This window comes from Paracoccus sp. UBA889, from assembly GCA_002294185.1.
Classification (GTDB): domain Bacteria; phylum Pseudomonadota; class Alphaproteobacteria; order Rhodobacterales; family Rhodobacteraceae; genus Paracoccus.
In genome coordinates, this window is sequence record DBFD01000050.1 from 34,497 (window position 1) to 51,886 (window position 17,390).

Below are 17,390 nucleotides of genomic sequence, written 5' to 3' on the forward strand. Positions count from 1 at the left end.
GTCAGCTGCACGCCGACGAGGATCGGGAAGGCGTAGTAGAACCAGATCAGCTGGATCAGGACCGGGGTATCCCGGAAAAGCTCTACATAGACAAGACTCGTGCCGCGGATCCAGCCGCTGCGGCCCAGCCGCGCCTGCGCAAGCAGCAGGCCGCCCGCAAGGCCGATGGTGATGGACGGGATCCAGATCTGGATGGTGACCCAGAGCCCGCGCAACAGGACGATCCAGTTGTCGGTGACGATGCTGAAATCGGGAACGTAGGTCATCGCCGGGTTCTCACTGATAGGCCGTCAGCCGGGCTTCGGCGAGCCGCGCCAACTGGCTGGCGGTCAACAGCAGCACGAGGTACATCAGCGCGATGATCGTATAGACCTCGAGCGGACGGAAGGTCTCGGAGTTCACCATCATCGCCTGGTAGAGCAGGTCGGCATAGGCAAGTGTCGAGGCCAGCGCGGTGGTCTTCAACAACTCGAAGCTGCGCTCGATGAAGGGCGGAACCATGCGGGCGATGGCCTGCGGCACGATCACGCGGCGCATCAGCGCCGCATGGGTCATGCCGAGCGCGCGCCCGCCTTCCCATTGCCCGCGCTCGACGGAGACGATCCCGCCCCGGAAAACCTCGGCGTAAAATGCTCCGGACTGGGTCGACAGCGCCAGCACGGCGGCGACATAGGGATTGAGGCTGATCGAAAGCAGCACCGGCAGCGCATAGAAGAACCAGAAGAAATGAACGATCGGTGGCGTGTTGCGATAGAATTCGATGAAGGCAAGCGCCGGAATGCCCAGCCACTTGCGCGGCGAGAGACGCATCATCGCCAGGACGAGGCCGACCAGAACGCCCAGTGCGATCGAGACCGCGGCGATCTTGATCGTGTTCAACAGTCCCAGTGCGAGCATGTCGAAACGCGCCAGAACCGGGCCGAAATCCCAGGAATAATCCATGTCACGGCTTTCGCTAGATCGGATGGGGCGCGGACCTGACGCCGGGCTACAGGTCCGGGCAGAACCTTACCAGTCTTCCTTGACCAGGCCGGGAATCCCTTCGGGATCGATGTCCTTGCTGGCAAGATAGGCACGGAAAAGCTCGTCCGGCACACCGGCGGCGTAGAGATCGGCGACGGTGGCGTTCACCCAGTCGAGGAAATCGCTGCTGTCTTCCTGGCGCATCCCGGCCGAGGTGGCGACCGGGTTCACCGGCTCTGGCAGCAGCACCTTGCCCATCTTCAACCGGGAATACTGCACGACGAGGGCCGGGTGAAACTGGACGACGGCGTCCACACGGCCTGCGGCAAATGCCGCGATGGCCTCGTCGTTGGACGAGAAGCGGTTGATCGGGGCCTTTGTCATCATTTCGGTCACGTTGCGGTCCAGCGAGGTGCCGAGTGTGACGCCGATGCGCGTTTCGGGCGTGTCGAGTTCAACCCAGGTCTTCGCCGCCGAGTCCTCGCGGACCAACGCGCCCATGGCATAATAGAACAGCGGGTTTTCCGGGAATGCGAGGGCCTTCTTGCGCTCTTCCGTGGGGTCGAGCACGAACATGATGTCGAACTGGTTTGCCTGCAATCCCGCGACGGCATTGGCCCAGGAGGTCTCGACCGGGATCATCGTCACGCCAAGCTTGTCGGCCATCCGCCTGCCCATGGCGACACCAACACCTGTCCATTGCTCTGACATCGGATCCTTGTAGAACCAGGGCTCGGCGGAGGCGACGCCGATACGCAGCTCGCCCGATTCCTTGACCTGTGCCATGGTACCGCTGTCCTGTGCCCGGGCCATCGGGGCGAGGGTCAATGCAACCGTGGCGGCGAGAATAAGCAGACGTCTTTTCATTTCTCTCTCCTGTTGGATTTGGCCTTCACCGCTTCAATCGAGAAGACGAAGGCCATGGTCTTGTCCAGCCCGCGGCGCATGTGGTCGCGGATCTCTTCCTTCATCCGCTCGCGGCTGTCTCCCAGAGCGAAGCGGACATAGTCGTCGTGGCTTTCCCGTTTCGGGCCGGTGATGCCGTGGGCACGGTGATGCGCCGCCCAGTAGAGCTGCAGACGAGCGCGGATACCGCTCCAGCTCGACAACAGGATGCCGTTGCCGCAAACCTCGTAGGCAAGGCCGTGAAGGTCCAGTTCAGCGTCGATGGAGCGGATGTCATCGCGCGCGTCGATCGCCTTGAGCAGCGCTGCGTGCCGCTCCATGAGGGATTGCCGGAAAGCTTCGTCCCTGCGTTCCCAGATTTGTTCGAAGGCGAAGACCTCGAGGCAGATCCGCATGGAATAGATATCCTCGATATCCGTCGAGGTCAGTTGCAGGACGCGCGTGCCGGTGTAGGGAACGGTCACGAGAAGACCCTCATCGACAAGATGCCGCATCGCCTCTCGCATGGGTCCGCGGCTTACCCCGAAACGCAGGGCCAGGGCAGTCTCGGTCACCGGCTCGCCGGGCTCGAATTCTCCCGAAAGGATCGCACCGCGCAACAGACTGGCAAGCTGGGCGCCCATCGTTTCGCGCTTGATCAACCCGGTCATCAGAAATCTTTCCGCCGCTTCCTAATGTAGATTGTCTACAATGATGCGTTAGCCCATGCAAGCTTTCCTCGGGGGTCCATTGCTTGTCTTCCGGCGAGGTCGATTGACTTATCTCAAAAAAGGGAATAAAAATTCCCAAAACAGGGAATACTGATGAGCGAAAACCTCAGCCGAACGTTGATCTTGCTGGAACATCTGTCGGCCGCAAAACGGTCAGGCGTGACGGTTGCGCAATTGATCGAACAAACCGGTCTGGCCAGTTCGACCGTCTATCGCATTGCCCAGGAGCTAGAGACGCTGGGCTATGTGCTGAAATCCAGCGATCGCCGCCTGTTTCCGAAATTCCAGTTCGAGCAGGGCATGAGCTTCGGCGGCATCGAGATCGGCCATCTGTCCGCGGCATGTCGGAGCGTCAGCGCCGATCTGGTCGCCGCATCCGAATTCATCGCCCTGCGCAAGGAAACGCTGTTCTGGCACGTCGCCGAGGCCCATCCCATGCAGTCCATCCGGCTGCGCGCCGGGGTCGGATTCGTGCGCGCCACCTATGAACTGGACTGCATAACGCGGATGGCTCTTGCGCATAGGCAACGGGCCGAGGTTGAGGCGAACTGGGACGTCACCGGTTTTTACGAGGTCGGTGTTTCCGGCAGAAAGGTGCCGTGGGACGAAGCGCAAGAGAAAATCTTCACAGTCGATACGGCGGACATGCAGTTCGATCTGATGGGCAATGCCAAGGGCGTCCGGCGTTTTTGCGTGGCCATCCATGGTGAGCAGGGGGAATTCGCCGGATTGTTGACCGCCGCAGAGGCGGCGACTCCCGTCCGTGACGTTGACGCGCATGTGGCAAAGGTCCAGCGGGTTCTGATGGGCGCGAAATCTGCTGTCGAGAACGGCACCGACACGTCGAGACCGAAGCAGATGCAACAGGTCTAGCCAAACGATAGTCAGGGAGGAAATCATGAAATTCGCAATGAAGGGTGCAGTCGCCGTGGCGACTGCGCTGACCTTGATCGCGCCGCTTGCGGCCGGGGCGCAGGAGCTGGTCATGTCGATCGGGTCGCGCGGCTATGGCGGCATGATGGAACGCAATATCGAGGCATTCGAGGCCGCCAATCCCGGCACCTCCGTCGAATGGCTGAAAGTGTCGGACGTCCCGGGCGACAGCCGCAAGCTTTATGTGACGGGCCTGACCGCGAAAAGCCCGACACCGGACGTGTTCGCGATCGACGTCATCTGGGCGGGTGAATTCGCGCAGCGCGGCTGGCTTGAACCGCTGAACAACTATCTGGGAAAGGACGCGATTGCGGCATACAACCCGTCTTTCCTGTCCGCCGCCACGATCGACGGCACGGTGTTTGCCGCCCCGCTTTATGTCGATGGCACCCATCTTTTCTACCGATCCGACCTGCTGGAGAAATACGGAATTGCGGTGCCGAAGACCTGGGAAGAGGTCATCGCGGCGTCCAAGACCGTCATGGAAGGCGAAGGCAATCCGCAGCTTTACGGCTTTGTGTCCATGTGGGCCAAGATCGAGGGGCTGTTCATGAACTGGCTTTCGTTCACGGGCGGCAACGGCGCGACCTTCTTTGATGCTGATGGCGAGGTCGCCGTCAACTCGCCCGAATCCATCGCCGCGACCCAGACCATGGTCGACATGATCTACAAGGACAGGATCGTTCCGGATTCGATCCTGACGATGAAGCCCGACGATGCCCGGACGCTGTTCCAGCAAGGTCGCGCGGTGTTCCTGATGGTGCAGGATTTCGTCTATGCACCGCTGAGCGCCGCTGACAGCCCCGTGGCCGGCAAGTTCGATTTCACCCGCAACCCCTACTTCGAGGGGCATCCCGACGCTAAATCCACGGCGATGGGCGGTTGGCTTCTGGCAGTCAACGCAAATTCCGAAAACAAGGAAGCCGCGGCGAAGCTGGTGGAATACTTCACTTCCTACGACGCGCAATTGGCCGCAGCACTTGACGAAAACCGGGCGCCGGGCCGAACCGACGTTTACGACGCGCCGGAAATGGCGGATGCGACTTTGCTCAAGAAGCTGGGCGATGATTACGCGGTCGGCGTCGTGCGTCCATCCGCATCGACGGGCAATCTCTACCCGCGCGTATCCGAGGTGATGCAGACCGAAATCACCAACGCGCTGCACCGCGAGAAAACGGTGGAGCAGGCTTTGAATGACGCCGCCGCCGAGATCAATTCCATCCTGGGCAAGTAGGTCACCGACCCTGCGCGTCTGCCTTGCCGCGCGGGGCCTTTCAAAAGAAATGGGCCGGACATGAACCGCACCATGAATCTGGAACAGCGCACGGCGCTGACCGGGATCGGCTTTGTCACGCCAACCGTGATCGTCATCGCGCTGATCCTGATCTATCCGATCATCCAGTCGGTCGTGCTGAGCTTCGGGCAATCCAGCATCGACGGATCGGAACCCTACCGGTTCGTCGGCCTCAGGCACTATGCCACGTTGATGGGTGACGGGCGGTTCTGGAACGCGCTTGCGGTCACCTTCACCTTTACCGCACTGTCCATTCCCCTGGAACTGGCATTGGGAATCGGCCTGGCCTTGCTGATGAACGAAAGTTTCAGGGGCAAGGGGCTGGCGCGGCTGGCGGTCCTGTTTCCCTGGGCACTGCCGACGGCGCTGAATGCGCTGATCTGGCGCTGGATGTACAATTCCGATTACGGGCTGTTCAACGCGGTGGCGCTGCAAAGCGGGCTTGCGGACCGGCCGATCAACTTCCTGGGCGATACCTCGCTGGCGATGGCATCGATGGTGGTCGTGGCCGTATGGAAGACCAGCTCTTTCATGGCGCTCATTATTCTTGCGGGCCTGCAATCCATCCCCCGCGACCTGTTCGAGGCGGGCCGTATGGACGGCATGACCAAATGGCAGGAATTCACCCAGATCACCCTGCCACTGTTGAAAGGGCCTATCCTCGTGGCCCTCATCATCCGGTCGATGGACGCGCTGCGCACCTTCGAGCTGCCCTTCAACCTGACCGATGGCGGGCCGGTGAACGCGACCGAAAGCCTGTCGCTCTACGCCTACAAGGCGATCTTCGATTTCCTGGATTTCAACTTTGGCGCGGCAGTCGTGGTGGTGCAGTTCCTCGTGATCTTCGCGATGAGCCTGATCTACGTCTTTGCCCTTCGAAACAAGGATTGAGCCGATGCAAAAACGACCGCGCTATGGCCTTTATGCAATCGTCGCGCTTTCGGTCTTGATCTCGTTCTTTCCGATCGTCTGGCTGATCCTGACATCGTTCAAGAACACCGCCGGAATCTATGCCTGGCCGCCGCAATACTGGCCCGATCCCTTCACATTCGAGAATTACGTCTCGATCTTCACCAATTCGCCGGAATTGCTGCGCTATATCCTGAACAGCTTTATCGTCGGGGTCGGCGCCACGGCGGTCACGCTGTTATTGGGTGGGATGGCGGCCTATGCGCTGTCGCGGCTGGGCCTGCGCTTTGCAGGAGTGCTGATGGTCGCCATCCTCGCGGTGTCGATGTTTCCGCCGGTGTCGCTGCTGCCGTCGCTGTTTCAGAACTTCCTGAACTTCGGGCTGTTGAACACCTATACCGGCCTTGTCCTGGCCCATGCGGGCCTGTTCCTTCCCTTCACCGTCTGGATGCTGGCCAGCTACTTCGCCACCCTGCCGGTGGAGATCGAAGAGGCCGCGCGCATGGATGGCATGGGCTTCCTGCGGATATTCCTGACAATCGTGCTGCCCCTGTCGTGGCCGGGATTTGTGGCCACCGGACTGATTGTCTTCATCTTTTCGTGGAACGAATTTCCGCTGGCCCTGGTCCTGATGACGCAGAATGCCATGCGCACGGCCCCGGTGGGTATCTCGCTCTATCCCGGCGAATACGCCTTTCCGTGGGAGACGATCTCGACGGCGACCGTTCTGGCCATCATCCCGGTTCTGGTCATCACCGCAATATTCCAGAAACAGATTGTCGGCGGCCTGACCGCTGGCGCGGGCAAATGAGGCTGTGACATGGCAAGCGTGACCCTGAACCAGATCGGCAAATCCTATGGCGCCGTCGTGGCGGTCAAGCAGTTTGATCTGGAGATTGCCGATGGTGAATTCCTGGTTCTGTTGGGGCCATCCGGATGCGGGAAATCGACCACGCTGCGGATGATTGCCGGGCTGGAAAGCATCACCCATGGCGATCTTTTGATCGGCGGCAAGCGGGTGAACGACACCGACCCCAAGGATCGCGGTGTCGCGATGGTCTTTCAGAACTACGCGCTCTATCCACATAAATCCGTGTTCGACAACATGGCGATGGCCCTGAAGCTTCAAAAGACGCCCAGGGCCGAGATTGCCGAGCGGGTCAACGCCGTCGCCGACATGCTGGGCCTGACCCCCTATCTCGAACGGAAACCCGCCGCCCTGTCCGGTGGTCAACGCCAGCGCGTCGCCATCGGCCGCGCGATCGTCCGCACGCCGGACGTGTTCCTGTTCGATGAACCGCTGTCCAACCTTGACGCGAAGCTGCGGGTCAAGATGCGGATGGAACTGCAAGAACTGCATGACCGGCTGGGCGTCACCTCGGTCTACGTCACCCATGATCAGGTCGAGGCCATGACGCTGGCCGACCGCATCGTCATTCTGAATGGCGGCACGGTTGCACAGATCGGCACCCCGCGCGAGGTCTATGACCATCCGGCAACGGAGTTCGTCGCAGGGTTTATCGGCAGCCCGGCGATGAATTTCATGCCGGCCGCCCGGGCGGGCGATCATTGGCGGATCGAGGGTTCCGATCTTGTCCTGCCCGATGCCATCGGGCTGAACGCTACGGATCCCGCCCTGACGCTTGGTGTGCGCCCCGAACATCTGGAGGTGTTTGCCCCCGAAAACGCCCCCTCCGGTCCCTGGGTGTTCGACGCAAGGGTCAAGCTGGCCGAGCTGTTGGGTGCCGACGCCCTGTTGAACCTGTCGGTCATGGGCCAGCCCATGCTGGCCCGCGTCGGCGGCACTGATTTCCCCCTGGCGGGCGGCCGCGTGCGCGTTCGCATCGATCCGGAACGGCTGCATGCGTTTCACCCGGAAACCGGCCTGGCGGTTACCTCTCGCAGCCCATCATCAGGACAATAGACCATGGTCAAACGCCCCAATATCCTGTTCATCATGGCCGACGATCACGCCTCGAAGGCGATCGGTTGCTATGGCCACGGCATCAATCGTACTCCCAACCTTGATCGCATCGCTGCCGAGGGTATGCGGCTGAACCATTGCTATGTGACGAATTCGATTTGCACACCCAGCCGTGCCGCGATCCTGACCGGCACCTATAATCACGTCAACAATGTCACCACGCTGGACACCCCGATCAACAGCCGCGGGCCCAACGTCGCCAAACATCTGCGTGCGACAGGCTATCAGACCGCGCTGATCGGCAAATGGCATCTGGGAGAGGGCAAGGCCCATGAACCCAGCGGCTTCGATTTCTGGTCGGTCCTGCCGGGTCAGGGCGAATATTTCGATCCCTATATGATCGAGATGGGCCGGGAAATCGAGGTGCCCGGCTACGCCACCGATATCATCACCGACAAGAGCCTCGACTGGCTGAAATCCTGCGATCCGGACAAGCCATTCTTTCTGATGTGTCACCACAAGGCGCCTCATCGCGAATGGGAGCCGCATCCGAAAAACCGCGGCCTTTATCCCGATGACATCAAGGTGCCGGAAAGCTTTGACGATGATTATCGCAACCGCGCCCGCGCGGCGGCCGAGGCGAAGATGCGGATCAAGGACGATATGAAATATATCGACCTGGGGCTGGTGCAGCCCGAAGGTGGTGCCGAGGTCGGCGAACGGGTGAAGCCCGGCGACAGCAACCGGAAAATTCCGAACCCTGACGATGTGACCGCAATGCGCCTGATCGATCGGGATACGGGCGAAATCTTCAGCTTCGCCACTCGGCAGGAACTGCACCATTTCAAATATCAACGCTATCTGAAGCGCTATCTGCGCACCATCCAGTCAGTGGATGAAAGCGTCGGCCGCTTGCTGGACTGGCTCGACGAAACCGGGCAGGCCGACAATACGATCGTCATCTATACCTCGGATCAGGGGTTCTTTCTTGGCGAACACGGCTGGTTCGACAAGCGCTTCATGTACGAGGAATCATTTCAGATGCCTTTCCTGATCCGCTATCCGGCGGCGATCCCGGCCGGGCGCATTTGCGACGATATCATCTGCAACGTCGATTTCGCCCCGACATTCCTTGATTTTGCAGGCCAGGTGATTCCGAACTACATGCAGGGACGTTCGGCACGTCAGGTGCTTGAGGGCAACACGCCCGCCGATTGGCCGCAAATTGCCTATCACCGCTACTGGATGCATCGTGACCCCGATCACAATGCCTATTCGCATTATGGTGTGCGCGATCAGCGCTACAAGCTGATATATTGGTATAACGAGGGCTATGAGCTGCCCGGCACGAACCACGGCGGCGAAGACCGAGAATGGGAATTGTTCGACTGCGAAAACGACCCGCTGGAGCTGTTCAACGTGATCGGCGATCCGGCATATGCCGATATTCGTCTGACGCTGCTGGCGCAGCTGGATGCAAAAATGGCCGAGATCGGCGACGATCCGGAACATTAGCGCCGCGGACGGAATGACCTCGCGCCATCGATCGCGCACAGAACGCGGCGGCTGCCTGCACCTCTGGTGACGGAGCGCACCGCGGCGAAACAATTAGCGTCAGCGATGACGAATGAAACGGCCACGCATCGGGAGAAAAGATGAGTATTTCGCTGTTTGATCTGAACGGAAAATGCGCGTTGATTACCGGCTCGTCGCAGGGTATCGGTCGGGCCCTGGCTTCGGGCCTCGCTGCGGCAGGGGCCGAGATCGTCCTCAACGGCCGTGATGAGACCAGGCTGTCCCAAGTTGCGAAAGATCTGCGTGGCACCGGGGTGACCGTTCACGAACTGGCCTTCGACGTGACAGATCACGCCGCCGCCCGACGCGCCGTCGACAGTTTCGAAAAGGCCACCGGCGCCATCGATATTCTCATCAACAATGCCGGGATGCAGCATCGCCGGCCGCTGGAAGATTTCCCCCCCGATGCTTTCGAAAAGCTTCTCCAGACCAATATCGCCAGCGTCTTCAATGTGGGACAGGCCTGCGCGCGCCACATGATCGGGCGCCGCGCGGGCAAGATCGTCAATATCTGCTCGGTGCAGACCGCGCTTGCGCGACCTGGAATCGCGCCCTACACCGCCACCAAAGGCGCCGTGGCCAGCTTGACCAGGGGCATGGCGACGGACTGGGGCAAATACGGCCTGCAGATCAACGGCCTCGCACCGGGTTATTTCGCGACGCCACTGAACCAGGCGCTTGTGGACGATCCGGATTTCACCGCTTGGCTGGAAAATCGGACTCCGGCCGGCCGCTGGGGCAAGGTCGAGGAACTTGTGGGCGCGGCGATCTTCCTGTCGTCGCAAGCCTCCTCCTTTGTCAACGGCACGACGGTATACGTCGACGGCGGCATAACCGCGTGCTTGTGAGCCATGGTATATGAAATCTGTTTCCCGAGCATGGAAATCATCCGCCCTGCATGAGGGCTTCGTCTGGAAAGAGAATGCCGACCATCCGTCGATCCGCGTCCTTGAAGGCCTAGGCGGCTGGGCCCCTGTCGTCTGACTAGGAGACCGGGCCGGGTTGTGAAAGCGGCGCATGGGCCGGATCGCCGAGGCCGTGCCGCGCTTCGGCCGTCGCCGCCCGGTGCAGGGTCGCGGGCAGGGCCGCCATGTCGGTCTGGCCCAGTTGTGCCAGCGTCAGGCCCAGTTCGCGGGTGACCAGATCGACAAGGGCCGACAGGCCGGCCTCGCCCCCGGCGGCGATGGCGAATTGCATGGCGCGGCCGAAGAAGGCGAAATTCGCCCCCATCGCGAAGGCGCGGGCCACATCCTCGCCGGATCGCAGGCCGGTGTCATAAAACAGCGGAAAGTCGGCCCCCACCGCATCGCGGATGGCGCGCAGGGCCAGGATCGGCGGCGGCGCGCAATCCAGTTGCCGCCCGCCATGGGTCGAAACCTGGATCGCATCCGCGCCCGCGTCGCGCAGCCGCAGCGCATCGGGGACCGAGGTGACGCCCTTGACCACCAGCTTGCCCGGCCAGCGGTCCCTGAGCTGCCTGAAGTAATCCCAATCGGCCCGGGCCCGGCTTTCGGTCCGGTCGAAGGTAAAACCGGGCTTCTGGAAATTGGCCATCTCGGGCCGGCCATGGGCCAAAGTGGACAGCGACCAGGCCGGGTGCAGGGCAAAGTCCAGGAATTGCGCGGGACCGATGCGGAAGGGCATGGTGAAGCCGCGCCGCAATTCGCGCGGTCGCAGCCCGACCTCGGGCACGTCGAGGGTCAGGATCAGGACGCGATAGCCCGCCTCGTTCGCGCGGTCGACCAGCTTCATCGTGCCACGGCCATCGCCGCTGAAGTAGAGCTGGAACCAGGCAAGGCCCTCGGCTTCCTCGATCAGCCGCTCCATCGCGGTCGAGGCGACGGTCGAGACGCCAAGCGGAATCCGGAGCCGCGCGGCCAGGCGGGCCAGCATCAGGTCGGCGCCGGGCCGGGCCAGATTGCACATGCCCATCGGGCTGATGCCGAAGGGCAGGCGGAAATCCTGGCCCAGCACGGACACACCCAGATCGCGCCTGCTGACATCGACCAGGACGCGCGGTTGCAGGCGAATGTCGCGCAGGGCGGCGAGATTGGCGGCCTCGCCGCTGCCCGCGCCGGCCGCGCCGTCGATATAGTCGAACACCATCCAGGGCAGGTGCCGCCGGGCCAGCCGGCGGGCATCCGCGTAGGAATGGATCGCTGCCATCAGGCTTTCACCGCGCCCATGAAACGGTCGCGGATCGTCACCGGATCCATGGTGATGACCGGCACCGGAATGTTGCCGCTGTCGCATTTGCTGACGATGATCGTCATCTTGTCGCCCGACAGCGCGGTTTCCAGCGCGGCGCGGGTATCCTCGGCCTTGCATTCGACGACGTTCTCGCAGCCGCAGGCCCGCGCCACTGCCGCCAGCGAGGTCTTCTTGCCCGCATAGGTCGGCTGGTCCCCGGTCGAACCGTAGCTGCCATTGTCCACGATCAACAGGACGAAATTGTCGGCGACGTTGTTGGCGATGGTCGGCAGGGTGCCGAAATTCGTCAGCACCGACCCGTCGCCGTCGATGGCCACGACCTTCTTCTTCTGCGCCAGCGCCAGACCCAGCCCGATCGAGGAGGACAGCCCCATCGTTCCGAGCATGTAGAAATTGCTGGGCTGGTCGTCGATCATGTGCAGTTCCTGGCTGGGCAGGCCGATATTGCAGACCACCAGATGATCGCGGATGACGGGCGCAATGTCGCGCAGAACCTCGGAGCGGATCATTCCTTTTCTCCTTTCCAGAAGCTGGCATCGGTCAGGATCGCGACCGGCTTGTTGCACATGAAGGTGTATTTCAGGATCGCACCCAGTTCGTCCGCGTCTTCCCGGCGATGGAAGTGATAGGTGGGAATAAGCATCTGCGCCAGCAGCGCCTTGGTATGGACGGCCATCTCGACCTGGCAGGCCACCGGTTCGCCCAACTCGCCACGGTAGGAGATCAGCATCGGCAACGGCATCCGGTAGAACTGGATCAGCGTGGCCAGCGTGTTCAGTGTCACCCCAAGCGCGGTGTTCTGCATGATGATCGCCGGGCGCTTGCCGCCCATGAAGGCCCCGGCGCAAAGGCCCATCCCCTCGTCCTCCTTGTTCGACGGGATATGGAAAATCTCCTTGCGGTTCTCGATCTCGTCGATGACACCGGCAAGCTGCTTGCAGGGCACGGTGGTCACGAAATCGATTCCATGTGCTGTGAAATCGTCAACGATCTGGCGGTGTATCGTCATGCGGTGCGGTCCTCCTGGTCGGGAATGAGTAGGATCTTGGGTGCTGCGGCGCGGCCGGCGCGGATATCGGCAAAGGCTTGCGGCCCGTCCGACAGCGGCCGCCGGTCGAACCAGTCGAGCGGCCCCAGGGCGCCGGAAAAGATTGCCTCGGCGGTGTCGCGGAAATCCTGTTCGGTATAGGTATAGGTGCCGGTAAAACCGATTTCCTGCAAGGTCATCCGGCGAATGTCCAGCCCGCCGCGATCCGCGCCAAGACCGATATGGACGATCTGGCCGCCGGGGCGTGCGGCCGCGCAGGCGGTGGCGCGGGTGGCTTCGAAACCCACCCCGTCTATGACGAGATGGCAGGCGCCGGTCAGGTCGGGGCGGTCGGCGGCCGAGGCGATGACGGTGACACCCTTCAGGCCGGCCAGCCGCGCGCGGCGCAATTCGCCGGGTTCGATCAGGGTGACGTTCGCGGCGCCCTGCGCGCGCAGGGCCAGCGCCGCGCCGGTGCCGATGGCGCCCCCGCCGATGACCAGCGTGCGCAGATCGTCCAGCGGCCGGTCCAGCGCCCGTCCGGCCAGCCGCACCGCGTGCCAGCCGCAGGCCAGCGGTTCAGCCAGCGCGGCCTTTTCGAGCGGCACATCGTCCGGCACGGTGACCAGGTTGCGGCGCGGCATCGCGACGTAATCGGCGAAGGCGCCCGGTCGCGGCGGCATCGAGATGATCTGCCGCCGCGGACAAAGATTGGTGCGCCCCGCCTGGCAAGCCTCGCAGGTCTGGCAGGTCACGAGGGGGTTGATGGTGACGCGGCGGCCGTCATCGGGGCCGCCCAGGACGATGCCCGCGGCCTCGTGGCCCAGAACCAGCGGCGCCGGGCGCCGGTCGTCATGGCCCAGATAGGCGTGCATGTCCGATCCGCAGATGCCCGAGGCATGGATGCGGATCAGGTCCTCGCCCTCGCCCGGTCGGGGGCGCGGCGCATCGGCATAGTCGAGGGTTTCGACGCCGGTATAGACCAGGGCCTTCATTTCGCGCTGAATCCTCCATCGACGAACAGGGTCTGGCCGGTGACATAGCCGCTGGCATCGCTGCACAGAAACAGGATCGGGCCGTCAAGATCGGCGGGTTCTCCGTTGCGGCCGATGCAGGTCTGTTCGGCATTGCGCCGCGCGCGTTCGGGATCGGCGAAGACCGGCCCGGTCAATTCGGTGCGAAAGAACCCCGGCGCCACGGCATTGACCATGATGCCGCGGCCCGACCAGGCCTCGGCCATGGCGCGGGTCAATTGTTCGACCCCGCCCTTGCTGGCGCCGTAGCTGATGCCGCCGGCGAAGGCGCGCCGCGATTGCAGCGAGGCGAAGTTGACGATCCGGCCCCAGCCGCGCCGCGCCATCGCGGGCACCATCGCCTGGGCCAGAAAGAACGGCGCGGCGAGGTTCAGGTCCATGGTCGTGTCCCAGCCCTCGGGCGTCACCGAATCGGCGGGCTGGCGGGTGTTGATGCCGGCCGCGTTGATCAGGATGTCGGGATCGCCGAAGGCCCGTGCCGCATCCGCCGCAATCTGCGCCAGCGCGGCGCGGTCCGACAGATCCGCCGCGACGATCGCGGTCTCGCCCCCCGTCCGGGACTGCCACGCGGCCAGCGCCTCGCGCCGGCGCGCGATGCCCACCACCTTGGCGCCGGACCGCGCCAGCAGCGAGGCCGCGGCCTGCCCCAGACCGCCGCTGGCGCCGGTGACGCAGGCGATCCTGCCGGTCAGGTCGAAAAGCTGCGACATCGAGGGCCTACCCCGCGCTCAGATCGAAGGTTTGGTCGGGGAAATACTTGTGCAGGCGCACGTCGGCCGCGCGGGCATGGCCCTCCATCCCTTCGAGACGCGAGATCCGCGCCGTCGCCTCGGCGACCGGGCGCGCACCCTCGCGCGTGGCCTGCTGCCAGGTGACGATCTTCATGTATTTGTGGACCGACAGCCCGCCCGTGTATTTCGCCGCGCGCGAGGTCGGCAGGACGTGGTTCGTCCCCGACGCCTTGTCGCCGAACGAGACGGTCGTCTCCTCGCCCAGAAAAAGCGAGCCGTAGCAGGCCAGCCGGTCGCGCCACCAATCCAGATCGGCGGCCTGCACGGTCAGGTGCTCGGGCGCGTATTCGTCCGAGGTCGCGGCCATTTCCTCGCGGTCGGCGCACAGGATCACCTCGGCATAATCGCGCCACGCGGCCTCGGCGTTCTTGCGATTCAGTTCCGGCAGATCGGCGATCAGGCCGGGCACCTGCGCCATCACCTCCTGCGCCAGATGGCGGTCGTCGGTAACCAGCCAGACCGGCGAGTTGTAGCCATGCTCGGCCTGGCTGACCAGATCGGTGGCCACGATGAAGGGATCGGCGCCGGCATCGGCCAGGATCAGGCTGTCGGTCGGACCGGCGAACATGTCGATGCCGACGCGGCCGAACAGGATGCGCTTGGCCTCGGCGACGAACTGGTTGCCGGGACCGACGAGAATGTCGGCCCTGGGCAGGCCGAACAGGCCGAAGGTCATCGCCGCGACGCCCTGCACGCCGCCCATGGCAAGGATGCTGTCGGCGCCGCACAGATCGGCGGTATAGACGATCGCGGGATTGATCCCCTCGCCGGGGCGGGGGGGCGAACAGGTGACGACGTGATCGACGCCGGCGACCTTGGCCGTGGTCACGGTCATGATGGCGCTGGCCACGTGGCTGTAGCGCCCGCCCGGCACATAGCATCCCGCCGCCTGGACCGGGATCGCCTTCTGCCCGGCGATCAGGCCCGGCACCACCTCCATCTGCACGTCCTGCAAGGTGGCCTTCTGCGCCTCGGCGAAGCGGCGTACATTGTCATGGGCGAAGGCGATATCGTCCTTCAGCCGTTGCGGCACCTTCGCTGCCGCTGCCGCGATCTCGTCCCGCGTCAGCACGGCATTGCCGTCGTACTGGTCGAACTTGGCGGCATAATGCCGCGCCGCCTCGTCCCCGCCCCGTTCGATCTCGTCAAGGATCGTCTGCACCGTCTGGCGAACGTCGGCGGCATCCGACTGGGCGGTCTTTTCGGCTTTCTTCAGATATTCGCGGGTCATGGGAGTCCTCACTTGTAGGCGGCGGGAAGAAGCAGGGTCGAGATGACCGGCACATAGGCGATCAGCAGCGTGACCAGCAGCATGAAGAAAACGAAGGGCACGGCGCGGGCCGCGATCTTCAGGATCGATTCGCCGGTCAGGCCCGAGACCACGAACAGATTCAGCCCCAGCGGCGGCGTGATGAAGCCGACGCCAAGCGCGGTGATCATCATGATCGAGAACTGAATCTCGTTCATGCCGATATTGTCGGCCAGCGGCTTCAGGATCGGCGCCAGGATGACGATGTTGGGCGTCGTCTCCATCACGCAGCCCGCCGCGATCAGGATGCCGATCATGATCAGGATCAGCAGATAGTAATTCTCGGTCAGGCTGGTCAGCGCGAAGACGAAGCCCTGCGGCACGCCAAGCGCTGCCAGCGACTGCGCCAGGGGCAGCGAAAAGGCGATGATCGGCAGGATCACCCCGTTCACCTTGGCCGAACTGACCAGCATCGAGGGAAAGTCCGACAATTTCAGCGTGCCCATGCCAAGACCCATGATGATCGTCACCACGACGGCGGTCGCCCCGGCCTCGGTCGGGGTCAGCCGCCCCGAGAAGATGCCGTAGAAGATGATGCCGGGCACCAGGAACGCATACCAGCCCGATTTCAGCGCCTGGCCCAGATTGGCCAGCCATTCGGCGCCGCTGATCATGTTGCCGCCTTCATAGGCGTGTCGGCGGTTGACGATGGTGTTCGTGACCAGGATCGACAGCAGGATCAGGGTGCCGGGGATCAGTGCGGCCAGAAACAGGGTGGAGGCCGAGATGCCCAGAACCAGGCCGATGATGATATAGGCGATGGATGGCGGGATCAGGATGCCGGTGCAGGCGCCTGCGGCGACCAGCGCGCAGGCATAGGGGCGGGGATAGCCGCTTTCGACCAGCCGGGCGATGGTCATGCGGCCGACGGCGGCCGCGCCCGCCGCGTCCGAACCCGAGATCGCCGCGAACATGCCGCAGACCAGCACCGTGGCCGAGCCGAAGCCGCCCTTGGCCCAGCAGGTCAGCGCCTCGGCCACATCCAGGAACTTGCGGCTCAGCCCGGTCCTGACCAGCACGTCGCCGGTCAGGATGAACAGCGGCACGGCGGTCAGCGCGAAGGCGTCAATGCCCGAAAACAGCGATTCACCCAGCAGCGACATCGGCAGCACGCCGGACATCGTCAGCATCAGCACCACCGCGGCGCCGATGGTGGCCCAGATCGGCACGCCCAGAAGGCAGAACAGCACGAACAGCAGCACCGGCGCGTAAAACGACCAGTCAAGCTGGACCGATTGTTCCTGAAGCGTATTCCAGAGCATGACGGAACCTCAATCGAACAGCTGGTTGCCCTCGAAGACCGGGCGTCCGGCGATCAGATCGCCGAAGTCGCGCAGCAACGATTGCAGCAGGCGGAAGATGATCAGCGCAAATCCCAGCGGCACCGCCATCAGGAACCACACCTTCGAAATGCGCAGCCCGTCGGTGACCGATCCGAACTGCCAGCTGACGCCGACGGTCTCGAAGGACCAGTAAAGCGCGATCACCGCGATCGACAGCATCACCAGGTCACCCAGGATATACAGCGCGGCCTTGGTGCGCGGGCCGACCGAATGGAACAGCACGTCGATGCGGATATGGGCCCTTTCCTTGACCGCCGAGGCGGCGCCGATCCAGACCAGATAGATGAAGGAATAGCGGACGATCTCTTCGCCCCAGATCGACGAATAGGAAAAGACCTCGCGCCGGATCACCTCGATCGCCATGGTCAGCACCAGCACGGTGTAAAACAGCAGCAAGGCCCAGCGTTCGGCATTCTGATTGATTGCGCGCAACATGCATCGCCCCCTTTTCTGTCGGGACA

General features: G+C 63.1%; 19 protein-coding genes. 7 read left to right on the plus strand and 12 right to left on the minus strand.

Going from position 1 to position 17,390, the window contains the following annotated elements; all coding sequences use genetic code 11:
• From B4L36_RS09890 to B4L36_RS09905, 4 genes are all read right to left on the minus strand, one after another.
• Positions 1-266, minus strand: a 266-nt coding sequence (locus tag B4L36_RS09890) for an ABC transporter permease subunit (RefSeq protein WP_292956191.1), incomplete at its 3' end; no start/stop codon positions are given.
• Between the two features lie 10 nt (positions 267-276).
• Complete coding sequence (locus tag B4L36_RS09895) at positions 277-942, minus strand: amino acid ABC transporter permease (RefSeq protein WP_292956194.1); 666 nt, start codon at positions 940-942, stop codon at positions 277-279.
• Between the two features lie 66 nt (positions 943-1,008).
• A complete protein-coding gene (locus B4L36_RS09900; protein WP_292956197.1) occupies positions 1,009-1,830 on the minus strand; it encodes a transporter substrate-binding domain-containing protein in 822 nt (273 codons plus the stop codon).
• Positions 1,827-2,492 (minus strand): GntR family transcriptional regulator, encoded by a 666-nt coding sequence (locus B4L36_RS09905; RefSeq protein ID WP_292956200.1) that lies wholly within the window; start codon positions 2,490-2,492, stop codon positions 1,827-1,829. Before B4L36_RS09905 ends, B4L36_RS09900 begins: the two co-directional genes overlap by 4 nt.
• 180 nt (positions 2,493-2,672) lie before the next feature.
• On the opposite strand from B4L36_RS09905, the gene B4L36_RS09910 reads away from it, so the two are divergent.
• From B4L36_RS09910 to B4L36_RS09940, 7 genes are all read left to right on the plus strand, one after another.
• On the plus strand, positions 2,673-3,452 hold the full coding sequence (locus tag B4L36_RS09910) for a helix-turn-helix domain-containing protein (RefSeq protein WP_292956203.1): 780 nt from the start codon (positions 2,673-2,675) through the stop codon (positions 3,450-3,452).
• A gap of 25 nt (positions 3,453-3,477) precedes the next feature.
• A complete protein-coding gene (locus tag B4L36_RS09915) occupies positions 3,478-4,746 on the plus strand; it encodes an ABC transporter substrate-binding protein (RefSeq protein WP_292956206.1) in 1,269 nt (422 codons plus the stop codon).
• A gap of 60 nt (positions 4,747-4,806) precedes the next feature.
• Positions 4,807-5,697 carry a carbohydrate ABC transporter permease gene (locus B4L36_RS09920; RefSeq protein WP_292956208.1) on the plus strand — a complete coding sequence of 297 codons (891 nt, stop codon included), beginning with the start codon at positions 4,807-4,809 and terminating at the stop codon, positions 5,695-5,697.
• A gap of 4 nt (positions 5,698-5,701) precedes the next feature.
• Positions 5,702-6,526, plus strand: coding sequence for a carbohydrate ABC transporter permease (locus B4L36_RS09925; protein ID WP_292956210.1), 825 nt, complete (start codon positions 5,702-5,704; stop codon positions 6,524-6,526).
• A 9-nt stretch (positions 6,527-6,535) separates the two neighbouring features.
• Positions 6,536-7,639: an ABC transporter ATP-binding protein gene (locus B4L36_RS09930; protein WP_292956213.1), complete on the plus strand. Its 1,104-nt coding sequence runs from the start codon at positions 6,536-6,538 to the stop codon at positions 7,637-7,639.
• A 3-nt stretch (positions 7,640-7,642) separates the two neighbouring features.
• A complete protein-coding gene (locus B4L36_RS09935) occupies positions 7,643-9,154 on the plus strand; it encodes a sulfatase family protein (RefSeq protein WP_292956216.1) in 1,512 nt (503 codons plus the stop codon).
• Between the two features lie 140 nt (positions 9,155-9,294).
• Positions 9,295-10,062 carry an SDR family oxidoreductase gene (locus tag B4L36_RS09940; RefSeq protein WP_292956219.1) on the plus strand — a complete coding sequence of 256 codons (768 nt, stop codon included), beginning with the start codon at positions 9,295-9,297 and terminating at the stop codon, positions 10,060-10,062.
• A 136-nt stretch (positions 10,063-10,198) separates the two neighbouring features.
• Here B4L36_RS09940 and B4L36_RS09945 read toward each other — a convergent pair whose 3' ends face one another.
• From B4L36_RS09945 to B4L36_RS09980, 8 genes are read right to left on the minus strand one after another with little or no spacing between them, the layout of a single operon-like run.
• A complete protein-coding gene (locus tag B4L36_RS09945) occupies positions 10,199-11,380 on the minus strand; it encodes an alpha-hydroxy acid oxidase (protein ID WP_292956222.1) in 1,182 nt (393 codons plus the stop codon).
• Positions 11,380-11,934, minus strand: coding sequence for a sulfopyruvate decarboxylase subunit beta (gene comE, locus B4L36_RS09950; RefSeq protein WP_292956225.1), 555 nt, complete (start codon positions 11,932-11,934; stop codon positions 11,380-11,382). Before comE ends, B4L36_RS09945 begins: the two co-directional genes overlap by 1 nt.
• A complete protein-coding gene (gene comD, locus B4L36_RS09955; protein WP_292956228.1) occupies positions 11,931-12,434 on the minus strand; it encodes a sulfopyruvate decarboxylase subunit alpha in 504 nt (167 codons plus the stop codon). The genes comE and comD overlap by 4 nt, the downstream gene beginning before the upstream one ends.
• Entirely contained in the window at positions 12,431-13,447 is a 1,017-nt protein-coding gene (locus B4L36_RS09960) for a zinc-dependent alcohol dehydrogenase (RefSeq protein ID WP_292956231.1), read from the minus strand. The genes comD and B4L36_RS09960 overlap by 4 nt, the downstream gene beginning before the upstream one ends.
• Positions 13,444-14,196: an SDR family NAD(P)-dependent oxidoreductase gene (locus B4L36_RS09965; RefSeq protein ID WP_292956234.1), complete on the minus strand. Its 753-nt coding sequence runs from the start codon at positions 14,194-14,196 to the stop codon at positions 13,444-13,446. Before B4L36_RS09965 ends, B4L36_RS09960 begins: the two co-directional genes overlap by 4 nt.
• A 7-nt stretch (positions 14,197-14,203) precedes the next feature.
• On the minus strand, positions 14,204-15,508 hold the full coding sequence (gene hisD / locus B4L36_RS09970) for a histidinol dehydrogenase (protein ID WP_292956237.1): 1,305 nt from the start codon (positions 15,506-15,508) through the stop codon (positions 14,204-14,206).
• An 8-nt stretch (positions 15,509-15,516) separates the two neighbouring features.
• The gene (locus B4L36_RS09975) at positions 15,517-16,848 is read right to left on the minus strand and encodes a TRAP transporter large permease (protein WP_292956240.1); all 1,332 of its coding nucleotides are present in this window, start codon (positions 16,846-16,848) and stop codon (positions 15,517-15,519) included.
• Between the two features lie 9 nt (positions 16,849-16,857).
• Positions 16,858-17,364 (minus strand): TRAP transporter small permease, encoded by a 507-nt coding sequence (locus tag B4L36_RS09980; protein ID WP_292956243.1) that lies wholly within the window; start codon positions 17,362-17,364, stop codon positions 16,858-16,860.
• Between the last annotated feature and the right edge of the window lie 26 nt (positions 17,365-17,390).

What these genes read in the sequence shown, in the direction of transcription:
- B4L36_RS09895 (WP_292956194.1), bottom strand. Translation starts at nt 942, where the DNA reads ATGGATTATTCCTGGGATTTCGGCCCGGTTCTGGCGCGTTTCGACATG.
- B4L36_RS09900 (WP_292956197.1), bottom strand. Translation starts at nt 1,830, where the DNA reads ATGAAAAGACGTCTGCTTATTCTCGCCGCCACGGTTGCATTGACCCTC.
- B4L36_RS09905 (WP_292956200.1), bottom strand. Translation starts at nt 2,492, where the DNA reads ATGGGCGCCCAGCTTGCCAGTCTGTTGCGCGGTGCGATCCTTTCGGGA.
- B4L36_RS09910 (WP_292956203.1), top strand. Translation starts at nt 2,673, where the DNA reads ATGAGCGAAAACCTCAGCCGAACGTTGATCTTGCTGGAACATCTGTCG.
- B4L36_RS09915 (WP_292956206.1), top strand. Translation starts at nt 3,478, where the DNA reads ATGAAATTCGCAATGAAGGGTGCAGTCGCCGTGGCGACTGCGCTGACC.
- B4L36_RS09920 (WP_292956208.1), top strand. Translation starts at nt 4,807, where the DNA reads ATGAACCGCACCATGAATCTGGAACAGCGCACGGCGCTGACCGGGATC.
- B4L36_RS09925 (WP_292956210.1), top strand. Translation starts at nt 5,702, where the DNA reads ATGCAAAAACGACCGCGCTATGGCCTTTATGCAATCGTCGCGCTTTCG.
- B4L36_RS09930 (WP_292956213.1), top strand. Translation starts at nt 6,536, where the DNA reads ATGGCAAGCGTGACCCTGAACCAGATCGGCAAATCCTATGGCGCCGTC.
- B4L36_RS09935 (WP_292956216.1), top strand. Translation starts at nt 7,643, where the DNA reads ATGGTCAAACGCCCCAATATCCTGTTCATCATGGCCGACGATCACGCC.
- B4L36_RS09940 (WP_292956219.1), top strand. Translation starts at nt 9,295, where the DNA reads ATGAGTATTTCGCTGTTTGATCTGAACGGAAAATGCGCGTTGATTACC.
- B4L36_RS09945 (WP_292956222.1), bottom strand. Translation starts at nt 11,380, where the DNA reads ATGGCAGCGATCCATTCCTACGCGGATGCCCGCCGGCTGGCCCGGCGG.
- comE (WP_292956225.1), bottom strand. Translation starts at nt 11,934, where the DNA reads ATGATCCGCTCCGAGGTTCTGCGCGACATTGCGCCCGTCATCCGCGAT.
- comD (WP_292956228.1), bottom strand. Translation starts at nt 12,434, where the DNA reads ATGACGATACACCGCCAGATCGTTGACGATTTCACAGCACATGGAATC.
- B4L36_RS09960 (WP_292956231.1), bottom strand. Translation starts at nt 13,447, where the DNA reads ATGAAGGCCCTGGTCTATACCGGCGTCGAAACCCTCGACTATGCCGAT.
- B4L36_RS09965 (WP_292956234.1), bottom strand. Translation starts at nt 14,196, where the DNA reads ATGTCGCAGCTTTTCGACCTGACCGGCAGGATCGCCTGCGTCACCGGC.
- hisD (WP_292956237.1), bottom strand. Translation starts at nt 15,508, where the DNA reads ATGACCCGCGAATATCTGAAGAAAGCCGAAAAGACCGCCCAGTCGGAT.
- B4L36_RS09975 (WP_292956240.1), bottom strand. Translation starts at nt 16,848, where the DNA reads ATGCTCTGGAATACGCTTCAGGAACAATCGGTCCAGCTTGACTGGTCG.
- B4L36_RS09980 (WP_292956243.1), bottom strand. Translation starts at nt 17,364, where the DNA reads ATGTTGCGCGCAATCAATCAGAATGCCGAACGCTGGGCCTTGCTGCTG.